This is a genomic window from Streptomyces yerevanensis, assembly GCF_000716805.1.
GTDB classification, from domain to species: domain Bacteria; phylum Actinomycetota; class Actinomycetes; order Streptomycetales; family Streptomycetaceae; genus Streptomyces; species Streptomyces flaveus.
Map to the genome: position 1 here is coordinate 1 of NZ_JNWJ01000115.1, position 12,498 is coordinate 12,498.

16 protein-coding genes and 1 pseudogene are annotated in these 12,498 nt (G+C 67.9%); 7 read left to right on the forward strand and 10 right to left on the reverse strand.

Annotation, left to right across the window (positions count from 1 at the left end):
• The 6 genes and pseudogenes from OP79_RS57715 to OP79_RS47145 form a co-directional block, all read left to right on the forward strand.
• Nucleotides 1-83: pseudogene (locus tag OP79_RS57715) on the forward strand (dihydrofolate reductase family protein); the annotation flags it as partial.
• Between the two features lie 419 nt (nt 84-502).
• Nucleotides 503-685 (forward strand): hypothetical protein, encoded by a 183-nt coding sequence (locus tag OP79_RS47125; protein WP_157857519.1) that lies wholly within the window; start codon nt 503-505, stop codon nt 683-685.
• 216 nt (nt 686-901) lie between these two features.
• Nucleotides 902-1,330: a hypothetical protein gene (locus OP79_RS50930; RefSeq protein ID WP_051745788.1), complete on the forward strand. Its 429-nt coding sequence runs from the start codon at nt 902-904 to the stop codon at nt 1,328-1,330.
• 835 nt (nt 1,331-2,165) lie between these two features.
• Complete coding sequence (locus tag OP79_RS55780) at nt 2,166-2,546, forward strand: hypothetical protein (RefSeq protein WP_157857520.1); 381 nt, start codon at nt 2,166-2,168, stop codon at nt 2,544-2,546.
• Nucleotides 2,547-2,614: 68 nt separating this feature from the next.
• On the forward strand, nt 2,615-3,538 hold the full coding sequence (locus tag OP79_RS47140) for a phosphotransferase (protein ID WP_157857521.1): 924 nt from the start codon (nt 2,615-2,617) through the stop codon (nt 3,536-3,538).
• A gap of 105 nt (nt 3,539-3,643) precedes the next feature.
• Entirely contained in the window at nt 3,644-3,970 is a 327-nt protein-coding gene (locus OP79_RS47145) for a hypothetical protein (RefSeq protein WP_033329383.1), read from the forward strand.
• A gap of 41 nt (nt 3,971-4,011) precedes the next feature.
• Here OP79_RS47145 and OP79_RS47150 read toward each other — a convergent pair whose 3' ends face one another.
• The 5 genes from OP79_RS47150 to OP79_RS47175 all read right to left on the reverse strand — a co-directional run bounded on the left by OP79_RS47150 (nt 4,012) and on the right by OP79_RS47175 (nt 7,520).
• Entirely contained in the window at nt 4,012-4,743 is a 732-nt protein-coding gene (locus tag OP79_RS47150) for a prepilin peptidase (RefSeq protein ID WP_033329384.1), read from the reverse strand.
• Between the two features lie 16 nt (nt 4,744-4,759).
• Nucleotides 4,760-5,134, reverse strand: a complete 375-nt coding sequence (locus tag OP79_RS47155) for a hypothetical protein (RefSeq protein ID WP_033329385.1) — start codon at nt 5,132-5,134, stop codon at nt 4,760-4,762.
• A gap of 16 nt (nt 5,135-5,150) precedes the next feature.
• On the reverse strand, nt 5,151-5,384 hold the full coding sequence (locus OP79_RS47160) for a hypothetical protein (protein ID WP_033329386.1): 234 nt from the start codon (nt 5,382-5,384) through the stop codon (nt 5,151-5,153).
• Between the two features lie 158 nt (nt 5,385-5,542).
• Nucleotides 5,543-6,055 carry a GNAT family N-acetyltransferase gene (locus OP79_RS47165; RefSeq protein ID WP_078492504.1) on the reverse strand — a complete coding sequence of 171 codons (513 nt, stop codon included), beginning with the start codon at nt 6,053-6,055 and terminating at the stop codon, nt 5,543-5,545.
• Nucleotides 6,056-6,854: 799 nt separating this feature from the next.
• Nucleotides 6,855-7,520, reverse strand: coding sequence for a hypothetical protein (locus OP79_RS47175; protein ID WP_033329388.1), 666 nt, complete (start codon nt 7,518-7,520; stop codon nt 6,855-6,857).
• A 425-nt stretch (nt 7,521-7,945) separates the two neighbouring features.
• Between OP79_RS47175 and hemC the strand changes: the two genes are divergently transcribed.
• On the forward strand, nt 7,946-8,881 hold the full coding sequence (hemC, locus tag OP79_RS47180; RefSeq protein ID WP_033329389.1) for a hydroxymethylbilane synthase: 936 nt from the start codon (nt 7,946-7,948) through the stop codon (nt 8,879-8,881).
• A 432-nt stretch (nt 8,882-9,313) separates the two neighbouring features.
• Here the strand turns inward: hemC and OP79_RS47185 are convergent, their stop codons facing one another.
• The 5 genes from OP79_RS47185 to OP79_RS47205 all read right to left on the reverse strand — a co-directional run bounded on the left by OP79_RS47185 (nt 9,314) and on the right by OP79_RS47205 (nt 12,205).
• Complete coding sequence (locus OP79_RS47185) at nt 9,314-9,703, reverse strand: hypothetical protein (RefSeq protein WP_033329390.1); 390 nt, start codon at nt 9,701-9,703, stop codon at nt 9,314-9,316.
• A gap of 487 nt (nt 9,704-10,190) precedes the next feature.
• The gene (locus OP79_RS57720; RefSeq protein ID WP_033329391.1) at nt 10,191-10,748 is read right to left on the reverse strand and encodes a TIGR03086 family metal-binding protein; all 558 of its coding nucleotides are present in this window, start codon (nt 10,746-10,748) and stop codon (nt 10,191-10,193) included.
• A gap of 2 nt (nt 10,749-10,750) precedes the next feature.
• Nucleotides 10,751-11,284, reverse strand: a complete 534-nt coding sequence (locus OP79_RS57725; RefSeq protein ID WP_051745794.1) for an SRPBCC family protein — start codon at nt 11,282-11,284, stop codon at nt 10,751-10,753.
• A complete protein-coding gene (locus OP79_RS47200) occupies nt 11,281-11,643 on the reverse strand; it encodes an ArsR/SmtB family transcription factor (protein WP_033329392.1) in 363 nt (120 codons plus the stop codon). Before OP79_RS47200 ends, OP79_RS57725 begins: the two co-directional genes overlap by 4 nt.
• Nucleotides 11,644-11,953: 310 nt before the next feature.
• Entirely contained in the window at nt 11,954-12,205 is a 252-nt protein-coding gene (locus OP79_RS47205) for a hypothetical protein (RefSeq protein WP_157857522.1), read from the reverse strand.
• Between the last annotated feature and the right edge of the window lie 293 nt (nt 12,206-12,498).

A 12,498-nucleotide genomic window follows, 5' to 3' on the forward strand; every position in this document is an offset into this window, starting at 1 on the left:
ACTTCGACCTCGAGCTGATCGAGAGCCGGACGTTCGACGGCCACACCCAAGAGCTCATCTACCGGCCCACCCTGCATGTCTGAGTCCATCTATGCACCCAGCCCCGTCAAGCAGCCGAACCTGACGCGGAAGTTCCGACGGCCATGCCGACCGCCCTGGTCACGCGGCTTGCTGATCACCTCCTGATTCGTCGGGTCGTTCGACGAGTTTGCCGTTCTCGAACTCCGCGCCGGCGCGGACGGTTCAGCGGCCCCATCAAGGCGACTCCAACTGGCCCAGTTTGCAGGTGGTTCGTGAAGATCAAGCGTCTTGAAGTGGGCCCACAGGGCGGTTAGTTATGGGACCACTTGGACGGTGGAGGGGGAACGTGGTGATTGTTGGGGTGTGTCCCTGAGACTGAACAGGTTCCCGCGCCTGCCGTAGTGATCAAGACTTGACCAGGGTACTGAGGGCGGTGATGCTGTGCTGGCCCGTGGGGAGCGGGAACCTCAGAGGGGGTTGCATGAGTGAGCGGCGTCTGACGGTGCCCGATTTCTGGGCCCACATCGCGTGTGTGGTGGGGTTGATCGTGCTCGCCGTGGGCTTCTTCACTGGCCGGCCGTTGTGGCTGATGATCGTGGCGACCCTCATCCTGCTGCCGAGCGTCGTCGTCATGTGGGTCGAGAAGCCGAAGCGGCGTCCTTGACTCTGTGCGATGCACGCAGGCCATCAGCAACGCACCGTCGGTTCAAACGATCAAGATCATGCGAAGGGACTGACATCTGACGATCACCCGCTACTTGGTCGCGTTGCTTTTGGCAGATCCCGACCAGGGGCCCGTCCGGGAAGATCCGCCGGACAGGCCCTGAGTGCCCCCAGGGTCCAGTGGCGTGCGTTGCCGACGCAGGGGTACCCGGACAGCATGGCGCTGGCTGGCACGTTCATCACCTTCACTGATGTTCTGTGGCAGGACATTCTGCTGAACCTGGCCTTCATCGCAGCAGTCCCTGGCCTCGGGATCTGGACCGTCTGGGGAATCCGGGAGCGAAGGCGCGGTGTACGTGGCGCGCTCGAGCACGAGTGGAAACGCGGCCAGCCGACCACGCTCCGGGGCTGGAAGCCGAGCACTCGGTGGACAGGGGCCTGGATATCACTCGGAGCGACGGCGACACTGCTCGGCTTCGGCGCCGCCTTGCGCGCAGCCGATCCTGGTGACGAGGATGCCCTGGGAGTGCTCGCGATCGGCGGTATCTACGCCGTGATCTGGGCGGTGGTGTTGCCACTTTGCCGACCCCTGCCCGGTCCACGCCCCGAGCACGCCACACAAGGCCCACCGGACGAGGACCGCTGACACCGGCCCACAGCAGCTCACATTGGACGACGCCGTTTACGGGTGGCGTTCCCAGGGCTGCCCGCGCGGCCTGCTGAAATGCACGCTCCGGAACGCGTTTCGCCTTGGCGGCCTGCTTGAAGCGCTCGTCGTGCTCATCGAGTCGGCCGTGGCCCTCCCGCAGGGCCGCCGCGAACCAGTCCATCCCGACCTTCTCCCAGTCGTACATGGCCACCCGCAGCGCCTCGGCCGCGTCCGAGGCTGCGACCGGGCCCACGACGACGACGTCCGCGACGGCCGTGCTGAACTGTGTCCAGGCTTGTGCGCCTCGGCGAATCCGGCCCGCCACTGCTCGGGGGTGGACTGCTCGTCCCAGACCAGGTCGGAGAACCGCCACCACGCCGCCGACAGCAGCTTCGTGCTCGCGATGCACGCGCTATACGCCTCCTGGCGTACGGCTTCGCGTCGCTGCTCCCGGTCGGCGTGCAACTGCTGGCGCTGCTGACGCCCTTGACCGATCACAGAAACCCAGCCGCCGGCCACGGCTCCCAGCGCGCCGATCGCCGTGCCCACCACACCCGCCACGCTCGCGTCCATGTGCAGGTATTAGATCTCGGCGCCGAGGCCGCGGCCAGGGTGCATCCGGTCCGTGCCTTGCGCGCCATGGCCGAGCAGCTCGGCCCCGATACTCCCGACGAACTCGCCGTCATGGGCGCTGGTTACCTTGCCGGTCGGCCGATGCGCCGCGCTGTCGCCGTAAGTCGTTCCTTACTCGGCCGGACGGTGCGACTTTCGTCGGACGCCGGTGCGACGAACGGCTGCTGTCCGCACGGGCGTTGACACCTACCGTTGGCGTGTGAATGTGACGATGACGGCCCGCGACGTCTGGAACCACCTGGTCGTGGCGGGCATGTGGTCCCGGCGGCGGATCGTCGGCGAGGCGGTCCTGGCCCTGGTTCTGGCCTTGGCGGCGATGCTGAGCATGCAGGGCGACGACGTGCTGTGGATGGTCGCCGTGGCAGTGGCCGCTGCGGAGCCGGCGCCCGCCTCGACCTGGTCGTGGCTCGCCTTCAAGGCGGACGCCTCGACGGGGCCGTGGACGCCCTGCGTCCCGTGCTCGATCTGCCACCCCACCTGCGCGTCGCAAGCGTCGACGTACGCTGCGCTCGGGTCCTTCACCTTCTGCGCGGGCGGTTCAGCAACGCCCTGGTCGGACGGGCAGCCATCGACGAGGTGACCGCTTACAGGGAGAACATCTTGCTGCCCCGCGCGACCGGACGGTGATATAGGCGGGTGGCTCCCTTGGTGACGTCCCGCGGTCCGTTCGCCCAACACCGACTGCACCGCACCGTCCAACTCGCGTGCCGGCACGCTGGACTGCCGCAGACGGACGAACCGGAGTTGATCCATGTCACGATGAACGCGCTCTTCAAGATCCCCGGCGTTCCGGTCATCGTCCGTATCGCCCCGTCCGCCAGCCTCCTGGCGGACACCGAACGTCTCGTTCAAGTCGCGCGCTGGCTCGACGCCGTCGGCTTCCCCGCTGTCCGTCTGCTGCCCGAGATCCCTCAGCCGCTACTCATCGACGAAACCGACTACATCGTCACATTCTGGCTCTACCTGCCGCAAGATGCCCGCCCGACCCCGCGTGCATACGAACTCGCCGGCCCACTGCGCCAATTGCACGCTCTGCGCACACCAGAGTTCGACCTTCCCCGGTGGGAACCCATCCGGGAGATGCGCGAGCGCCTGGCCGATTCGTCGACCCTCAGCCCCGACGACCGGGCGTGGCTCGGCGACAGCGTCCACCAATTCGACGAGCAACTCGGCGATCTCACCTACCCACTCCCGCACCGGGGCGGTGTCACCCACGGTGACGCCTACATCGGAAACCTGCTCCACGGCCCCCATGGCGAACCCGTGTTGTGCGACCTGGACTCCTTGTGCCGCGGTCCCGCCGAGTGGGATCTCGTCCCGGAGCTGGTGGCCTGCATCCGGTACCAACGCCCCATAGCCGACTACGACCTCCTGTGCCAGTACCACGGCGCCGACATACGGACCTGGTCTGGCCGGCCCGTTCTCCGTCGCCTGAGGGAACTCAAGGTCCTCACTGCTGTCCTGCCGGTCCTCGACAGCAGCCCGGGTCTCGCAGAACAGGTCTGCCTCCGGCTGCGCGGTCTCCGCGAAGGCGCCGAGGTCCCGTGGACTCCGTTCCGCATGACCCACTGAGTAGCCGAGGTTCGATTCGGCGTACCTGACCGCGAGGGGGCCCTGCGGGGTCCCGTCTCAGCGAAGGAGTTACCGGCCGGGTGCGCTGAGTGATTGGATGGGGACGTGGAAGAGGCCACCTGTCACCCGCTGGTTGTCGCGCGCCGTGCGGTCGGCATGAAGATGGAGGAGTTCGTCTCCGGTATCCATGCCGCGGCCGCCCGGCGGCATCTGCGCTCGGGGATCGACGAGGCGCGGGTGCGTAAATGGCAGCGCGGCGTCCGGCCCAGCGAGGAATCCCAGATCTACATTGCCGAGGCACTCAGCTGGCCCGCGGACATCGTCATCTTCGTGGGCTCTCTCACCCCCGCGCGGGGAGGACGCCGGTCGCTCGGGAGGCGATCCGGGTATCGCTGCCCGGCTCTGCAGGAGTCCGATTCCTCCCCGGCCTGAGCGCCGGGGCATCCTCGGAGAAAGAGGTGAACGTGCTTCGTTCAGCGGGGAAAGGAGCTCAGGAGCACGCCGAAGCAGGCTCCAGCGAGCAGGAACGGGCCGATCGGGTGGGCTGTCTTGCGTCCGGCTCGGCGCGCGACGATGAGGCTGAGGCCGTACAGCACAAAGAGCAGAAACCCCGTGTAGGCGCCGGCGAGGAGGATGTCCCACCCGAACCAGCCGGTGACGGCGCCGAGGGTGAGGGCGAGTTTCACGTCTCCGAAGCTGAACCCGGTGGGGTTGATCAGAAAAAGTATGAGGTATGCGGCGCCGAGCGCGAGGGAGCCGAGCAGCGCGGTACTCCAGTTGCCGACGGCACCGGGCAGTAACGCCACCACGCCCAGCAGGGCCAGCGTGATCACGGCGAGCGGCAGGGTGACGACGTCGGGCAACCGCTCCACCGTGAAGTCCACGGTGACGAGCAGCACGCCGATCGGGGCGAGCAGCAGCCAGACCAGCAGCTCAGGGCGGGCACCGGTGGTGGCCGCCAAAACGGCGCAAACCACGGCTGAGACGGCGGCGAGGACGGGCGTGCTGGGGCCGTACGAGTCGCCGTCGGCGCAGCGGGCCCGCCCCAGCCATCCCCTCCCGGCACCGGCGAAGGGGTGTCCGGCAGGACACACTGCCCGCCACGGCTCACCGGGCGGCACGGAAAGCCGGTACGCGGCGCGCGGTATGAGCAGCCCTGCGCCGCGGCCCCACAGGGCGGCAGCCATGATGATCAGCAAGTTCACGGGCCGCACCTGTGGCTCAGATGCGTTCGGTCCACTGTTTGAGGGCACCGGCCAAGGACCGCACGTCCACGAGCCCGGCCGACACCTGCTCTGCCAGGTCGGCGGCCTCCTTGGCGGTGAACCGCACCGGCAGGCCGCTGGCGTGCAGATAGCCAGCCGCGGCAGCCGCGCCGAAGAACTCGTTGCTGTGCTCCAGCGCCGGGACGCGGCACAGCGAATGAAAGAGAGCAGCCGCGCGGTGGTGAGGCCGGTCGTACACGAGACCGTCCATCACCCGGAAGCAGTGCCGGGCTCGGGCCGCCTCCAGCGCGCCCCAGTCCATCACATCAGGGTCGCCCAACTGCGTGCGGGCGATCTCCAACAGCCACGGAAGATCTACCGTGAGTTCCACTACGGGCAGCCCGCCTTCAGGCTGCGGACGCGTTCGGCCCGGGCTGGGGCCCGAACCGGCGAGCGAACTCCTCACGCATCCCGGGGGCACTGATGAAACGGGCGCTCCCCTCGAGGAAACGGGTACGCGCCAGATCCGCGGTCAACCGTCGGCTCGCGTATTGATCGGGTTCCTCGTGGCCGTCGGCGGCAAGACGCTGCAGTTCCTCGTACGTCTCGTCGTCGACTTCGATGCGGATCTCCTTCGGCATGGCACCACCGTAGCCGGACCCGGCCTCTCGCGGGGAGGGTCCTGGGCAGAAGGGGCTGCTGGCCGGCCGGGATTCTCACCGAGAGCGAACTCGAAGAGCGCAAGCGGAAGTACGTCCAGGCCCAGCCTCAAATCAGGTCGAGCGAGACAGGGGCACGCTCAACGTTGTTTGGTCGTTTTGGCGAGTGCCCGGTTCACGGCGGGATTCCTTCCGGGGGCGTATGAGGGTGTGGGGCTGTAGCCGCAGGCGGTGTAGAGCGACAGGGCGGCGTGATTCTGGTTTCCGGTCTCGAGGAGGAATTTTGTCACGCCGGTGGCCTGAGCTGCGGTCTCCAGGTGCTGCAGGATGCGGCGTCCCAGGGAGAGGCCACGGGCTTCCGGCTGGACGTACATGCGTTTGATCTCAGCCGTGTCGGGGGCGATCAGGCGCCAGCCGCCGCATGCGACAGCGCGGGAGCAGCCGTCCAGGCGCGCGATGACGAAGAGACCGCGAGGTGGGGCGAAGTGGCCGGCGGGGGTGTCGTCGGGTTCGTCGGCGAAGCCGTACAGGGCGAGCTGTTCGGCGTGCAAGCACTGAGTGAGGCGCAGGACTTCGGGATGGCCGTAGGGGACGGAGGACAGCAAGGGCACGACAGTGGTCGGTAGCAAGCGGGCCGGCCGTGAGCGTGTCATGGGGTTGATAGTGCCCTGTCAACGGCGGTGAACGCATCCACGCAGCCCGGGGAGTGAGTGCGGGTGCCCGCGGTGCGGCGAAGCTGGGTCAGGAGGTTCCGGCAGCGGATGGACTGGACGTCGGGCAGGTGGATGGCGAGTTGGTGGCGGGCTCGGGTGGTGGCCCTGGGATCGGCGCGCAGGCCTTCCGCCGCGCTCCAGTCCATGAGGAACCGGGCGGGCAGCTCCCGGGGGTCAATCAGGCGAATCGCTACCGCATCGATGCAGACGCTGCCCTCGTCCGCGCGCTACAGGTTTCTCGGCGGTCTCGTCACCGTTCGGTCCCGACACCCTCGCCAACCTCCAGCGCACCATGTGGTGCAGCTCACAGCGCTTCAGGGCGGCGCACCCGCCAACCTCCGGATTGGTTCTTCCAGTTGCGGGTCGCGGCGGGATACCCCTCCGCAGGAGATCGGTCACCAGCAGGCTGGACTCCACCGAGAACTGGCGACGATCGCAATCCCGGCGGCCTTCCTCGGCCCTGTCGGTGCCTCCATCGCGTGGGACGACAACCCTCCAACGATGACGCCCAGTTCTGGGAATGCTCGTCTCAGCCGCCCTGGTGCTCCTACTCCTGAACCTGCTGTTCCTCTACCGGACGTACTGGCGACCAGTCCGGGAAGCCCGCTGGGTCACCACCCCATCCGCACGGTGAACACGCAGGCAAACCGCGCAGCCTGCCGGACATGCGCTGACCGGCAGGCTGCGGGCACGGGCACGGGTCACGAACTGGCCTGCATGCCGCGTGTACGGGGATGGGTCACGCGGCGCTGCCCGCGGTGAACGGCCCGAACTCCCAGGAGCGGTTCCCGAAGACCGGCGAGTCCTCGATGCTGATCCGCACGTCGTCGACCTTGAGGTCGTGCTGCGTCGGGATCATGCCCTCGGCGCAGTCGACCTCCACCGGCGCGAAGTTCACGAACCAGCCCGGCCCGAAGTCGGTCGTCTCCGTGTCACGGTACTGGCCGAGCACGTACGCCGTGATGGGGGTGTAGTAGAAGGAGGACATCCTCCGCTGCTCCTCCACCTCGAAGGCGGTGTCCCAGTCGAAGACGCCGTTCTCGTCCATACAGCCGAAGGTGCGGGACGTTTCGACGGTCGCCCGGAAGTAGGAGTTGTCCTCCACTCCCTCGATGTAGCCGGGCTGCTCGCGCACATGGCTCAGCTTGGTGTAGATGGAGAAGCCGCCGCAGCCGGCGGTGGGCCAGTAGTCCCGGACGTACAGCTGGCATTTGTTCGGCCCGAAGTAGGCGTTGGGGTCGGGCGTATAGGGCTGCGGGACGATCGCGTCGAACTCTCCCACTTCCATCTCGACGCGAGGTGTGTCCTCGGCGGCATCGCTCCCCTGACCGGCGGCCTGCGCCACTGCCGGCCCCGCGAACACGAGCGTCATCCCCGCCAGTAACGTGCCCAGCAGTCTGGCCACCCTCGATTTCCGCATAAGTGTCTCCCCCTGTGTCCTCGTACGGCGCCGTCTTTGTCTGACGGACGCCGTCTTTGTCTGACGGTGTCCTCATACCACACGACATACGACTGGCGGTGCGGTCGCATGGTTGTCCCCCGCACTGCCCTGACTTGCCCCATGCGCCTTCCCCGCTGGTCGGAGACTTGTGCGGCGCGGGCTCCTCCACGCGGCGGGGCGGCTGTCTGATCTGTTGGGCTGCTCGGGCCGGGCGGCCGGTACCTCGTCGACGACCTGCTGCCGCAGCCGACGTGGCCGGACGACCACCACGAACGCGTCGACGGCTTCCTCGCACACCTGCCCGAGCAGCCCAATCTCCTTGCCACACCGATGAGATGGGCATCCTGGCTGGTGGTCGGTGCGTGCATCTGACGGTCTATCGTGGGCCCATGTCCGCCCCTGAGCTGATCCGTATCGTCTCCCGCGACTCGCCCATGGCCCTGGCCCAGGTGGAGCGCGTCCGCGCCGAACTGGCCGCGCTCCACCCCCGCGTGCGCACCGAGGTCGTGCCCGTGAAGACGACCGGCGACAAGTGGATGGGCGACCTCGCCCAGGTGGAGGGCAAGGGGGCGTTCACCAAGGAGGTCGACGCCGCGCTGCTGGCCGGCGAGGCCGACCTGGCGGTGCACTGCGTCAAGGACGTGCCCGCCGACCGGCCGCTCCCGGCGGGCACCCTGTTCGCCGCGTTCCTCAAGCGGGACGACATCCGCGACGCCCTCATCCACCCCGGCGGGCTCACCCTCGACGAACTGCCGGCCGGAACCCGGATCGGCACCTCCTCCGTACGGCGCATCGCGCAGCTGACCGCCACCCACCCCCACCTTCAGTGCGTGCCGTTCCGCGGCAACGCCAACCGGCGCCTGGACAAACTCGCGGCCGGCGAGGCGGACGCACTGCTCCTCGCGGTCTCCGGCCTGGAACGCATCGCCCGCACCGACGTGATCACCGAGACTCTCTCCCCCGAGACGATGATGCCGCCGATCGGCGCGGGCATCCTCGCCCTCCAGTGCCGCGAGGACGACACGACCGTCATCGACACCGTCAGCGCGCTCGGCGACCCGGACACACACCGCGAGGCCACCGCGGAACGCATGTTCCTCCACGTCCTCCAGGGCCACTGCAACTCGCCGATCGCCGGCTACGCGAAGGCCGGACGAGGCGGCGAACTGTCCCTGCGCGCCTGCGTGTTCACCCCGGACGGCAAGACCCAACTCAACGCCCACGAATGGGCCGGCCGCCTCGACCCCGCCACCCTCGGCACCTCCGTCGCCGTCGCCCTGCTGCGCCAAGGCGCCCGCGAGCTGATCGACAACATCGCCCACTGAACCCGGCACCACGTCCTCGCTTACTGACTTCGGCGTTTTAGGGTCAGTCGGGTCTGTCGAGAGCGAGGACCGTTCCCGCGAGGAATCCGCCGAGGATGTCGTGCCGGTACTGCAGTGCCTTGTCGTCTGGCGCCAGGACGCCGGCGCGACTCGCGCAGTTCGTCGCCGAAACCGAGCACCACCGGGTTCTTTTTAGTGGGGTCTGAGGCCGACCCGGTCGTCAACAGCGGCGTCTTGGGCCTGCGGACATGCGCCGAGCGGTGCGCTCTCACTCACCTTCCGGGGACTTGGGAACAGCTTGGAGCGATTCCGCAGTGTGGTGGCTGGCGTCGTTTCCCGCTCGGTAGCGGAAGACACCGTGCAGCAGTACGGCTGTCGCCCGACGCGGCACGCTGGCCACGTAGCTGTACCGCGTAGTCAGTCCCGGTTCGATCAGGGTCGCAGCCCATGCTGCGGCAACCAGGAGCCGGTAGCGAGCACATGGGGAATGAACACCTGCCCGCCGATGTCCGCACTGCCGGCGACCAGGGGATCGTCGGGATACACCCAACGGAGTTCAAAAGTGAGGTGGTTGGTCGCGTGCTGAACCTGCCCCTTGTTGTCGAGCATGGCGGCCAGCTCCACGAGCCAGTCCTCCCCGTGCACGCCCACGAAGCGCACCTCGACCCCGAAGTCGATGCGTTCGGCGTGTTCGCGTCGCTGAAGGCGCCGCCGATCCTCCCGCCGCCACATCAGACTCTGCTGGCGCAGGGCCAGCACATGGCCGAGGACTCCGCCGATCGCGGTCCCGCCCACACCCACCAGCACATCCACAGTGCCCACAGCCGTCCCCTCCACCAGTCGCGGCCGCGCCGTCCGCGCGCCGTGCTCAGTGTGGCCGTCCTGTCGCCACGGTGCCCAGCTTGGTGCGTTCGGCTCGCTTCGGCTCCAACTCCTCTTCCGGGCACGGGACGTCGGCCTCCTCCAGGCCGACGACCGCCAGGCGGTCCCAGGTCCGGGCGCGCAGCTGCTTTCCACGCCTCTGTCTCGTCCCGCCCGGCGTCGGTGAAACACGGGCCCTTCCAGGTGTCCGGGGCGGCGATCGCCTGCACGCGCACCTCGGTCCCGAACCGCTGCGCGGCCTCGTACAGACGTTGCAGAACCTCCAGCGCCCGAACATCGAGTGCGCCGATGTAGGTGAACCATGTCCGCGAGGCGCGGTCGAATCCGGCGACGGAGCGCAGCAGTTGCCGCTGCTCTCGACGACGCCGAGCGAGCGTACCTGCACCGCGCTCCTGCGCCGGCACCGCCGACGGTGCCTTCCGACTCGTCAGGGCTTGCGGCCGATGAAGGCGAGCAAGCGAGTCTGGACGTCGGCGCTCTCCGGCACCTCGACTCGCGGGCCGTACTGCCCGCTCGCACGGAGCACGTCGTCGAGCGGCAGCATCCCTTCGAGCAACTGGCCGCATTTGGCGGGATCGAGGTGTTCGTCCTGGCCGGTGGCCCGTGCCAGGTCCCAGGTGTGCATGAAGACATCGGCGGTGTAGAACCGGTCGACCGCCTGGTCCAGTGGGATCTCACCGATGTGCGGGTTCGACAGCAGTTTGTGTGCGGTGGCCGGATCGTCGAGGAGGGCCTGCACTCCGTCGCGGTGCGTCGCCCAGGCGGCCACCGGGTCGTCGTCCACCGAGGGCCCTTTCGGCAGTTCGACTCCGGCGCCGGCCTTCAGGAAGGCGGGGAACCACTCGACGAGGTGACGGACGACGTCCCGGGCAGTCCACCCCTCGCACGGCGCCGGGTCGTCCCATGCCTCTGGGTGCGTGCCGCGTACGCGGTCGGTGAATACGCGTGCCACAGTGCGGTGCTCGTCGGCTGCCGTTCTGGCCATGATCAAGATCCCGTCTCGGTGTGTCGGTCGAAGCCGTCGTTCTGTTGGCCGCTGAGCAGCTCGTCAAGCCGCTCGTGGCCTTCGCGGACGCCGTGATCCATGCCGCTCTTGAGCATCGAATCGCGGGCTTCGATGGAGTCCATGAGCGACTTGCCGGTGACCCGGGTGCGACCACCGAGGTCCTCGAAGACGGCCGTCTCCAGGCTGACGCCGTCCGGATAGCCCTCGTAGGTGAAGGTCTGCACGATGCGCTCGTTGGGGCGCACCTCGTGGAACACACCGTGGAAGCCGTACTCGGTTCCGTCGTCGTCGCGGTGCACATAGCGATAGGAGCCACCGCTGCGCGCGTCGTACTGGTCGATCCGCATCGTGAGCCGACGCGGGCCGAGCCACTGGACGACCAGATCGGGGTCGGTGTAGGCCCGGAACACGCGCTCCGGCGGAGCGTCGAACTCTCGGATGATCAGGATCGTGGGCAGATCCGGGTCGGCCACGATCCGCGTCTCGTTGCGGTGGTGCGTGTCGGTGGTGCTCATGATGCCGCCTCTTTCCCCGGGGTGCCCGTCGCCGACTGCTCGCCCATCTGTCCAAGGAGGGCATCGAGACGGCGGAAACGGTCCTCCGCCTCGCGCCGGTAACGTTCGATCCACTTCGTCATCAGGTCGAAGACCTCTGCCTCGAGATGGCAGGGCCGCCGCTGGGCGTCTCTGCTACGACTGACCAGACCGGCGTCCTCCAGGACCCTGATGTGCTTGGACACGGCCTGCACCGTGACGTCGTACGGCTCGGCCAGTTCGTTGACCGTGGCATCCCCGGCGGCGAGCCGGGCCACGATGTCGCGCCGTGTGGGGTCGGCCAGTGCGGAGAACACCAGCGACAGCCGGTCGTCGGCCACCTCGCACCTCCCATATTCAACCGATTGGTTAAATACTCTACGGATGGGGTTCCGGCTTGTCAACCAATCGGTTGAATAACGGTGTGTCGTCCCTGCGGCGAGAGGCATCCGCTGCCGGGCGTCAGCCGTCGGTGCCGTCGCCGGGCACGGCGTCCTGCGCAGGAGGTGTGCACGGAGGCAGCCGACAGGGAGGCAGGATCAACCGGTTGCAGCGCACTACGGTGCAGCTCATGGGCCCGGAGGAAGAGGGGGGAACCTCCGGCATGCCGTGCCGCGTCCTCGGCGGCCGTGGTCGCGGCGGCCGGCATGCTCAGCGCTCACCTGGTGTTCGAAAGGAGTGAGGTCGAGCGAACCCGGATGCCATGGCTCCATAGATTCCCAGGGCCGCCATCGGCACGGTCACCACGAGCATGGGCGGGCGGAGGCGCTTTTGCGCGAGGAACCCCATTCCAGCCGAGACGATGACGATGCTCGTCAACGTCACCCGCTGGTTCTCGATCTGACGGTCAAAATCCCGCTGTTCCTGCCAGAACGCCAGAAGTACATCGGTCTTGCCAGCCATGACTTCCCCCGTACTCGATGTCACATGCTGCCCGTTCCAACACAGATCATCCCGCTCGGTCAGGGTCAAGTCCGCGACGAACCCCACGGGTTGGGAACCGTCCGTCCGATGCCTAGCCGACGATTGGCGAAGGCTTCTGCCGCAGGTACCAGCTGATCTCGAAGGGGGGCACTGTCACGTTGGCTGACCGAGGCGGGATGATCTTCGATTTGCTCATGCTGGAGGAGGCTGTCCGTGGGGAACGTGTCACCGTCGTACAAGGGGCACCGGCACCCGGCCGAGGTCATCTCCCA

What these genes read in the sequence shown, in the direction of transcription:
- OP79_RS47125 (WP_157857519.1), top strand. Translation starts at nt 503, where the DNA reads ATGAGTGAGCGGCGTCTGACGGTGCCCGATTTCTGGGCCCACATCGCG.
- OP79_RS50930 (WP_051745788.1), top strand. Translation starts at nt 902, where the DNA reads ATGGCGCTGGCTGGCACGTTCATCACCTTCACTGATGTTCTGTGGCAG.
- OP79_RS47160 (WP_033329386.1), bottom strand. Translation starts at nt 5,384, where the DNA reads ATGCCGAAGGAGATCCGCATCGAAGTCGACGACGAGACGTACGAGGAA.
- OP79_RS47165 (WP_078492504.1), bottom strand. Translation starts at nt 6,055, where the DNA reads ATGACACGCTCACGGCCGGCCCGCTTGCTACCGACCACTGTCGTGCCC.
- hemC (WP_033329389.1), top strand. Translation starts at nt 7,946, where the DNA reads ATGTCCGCCCCTGAGCTGATCCGTATCGTCTCCCGCGACTCGCCCATG.
- OP79_RS57720 (WP_033329391.1), bottom strand. Translation starts at nt 10,748, where the DNA reads ATGGCCAGAACGGCAGCCGACGAGCACCGCACTGTGGCACGCGTATTC.
- OP79_RS57725 (WP_051745794.1), bottom strand. Translation starts at nt 11,284, where the DNA reads ATGAGCACCACCGACACGCACCACCGCAACGAGACGCGGATCGTGGCC.
- OP79_RS47205 (WP_157857522.1), bottom strand. Translation starts at nt 12,205, where the DNA reads ATGGCTGGCAAGACCGATGTACTTCTGGCGTTCTGGCAGGAACAGCGG.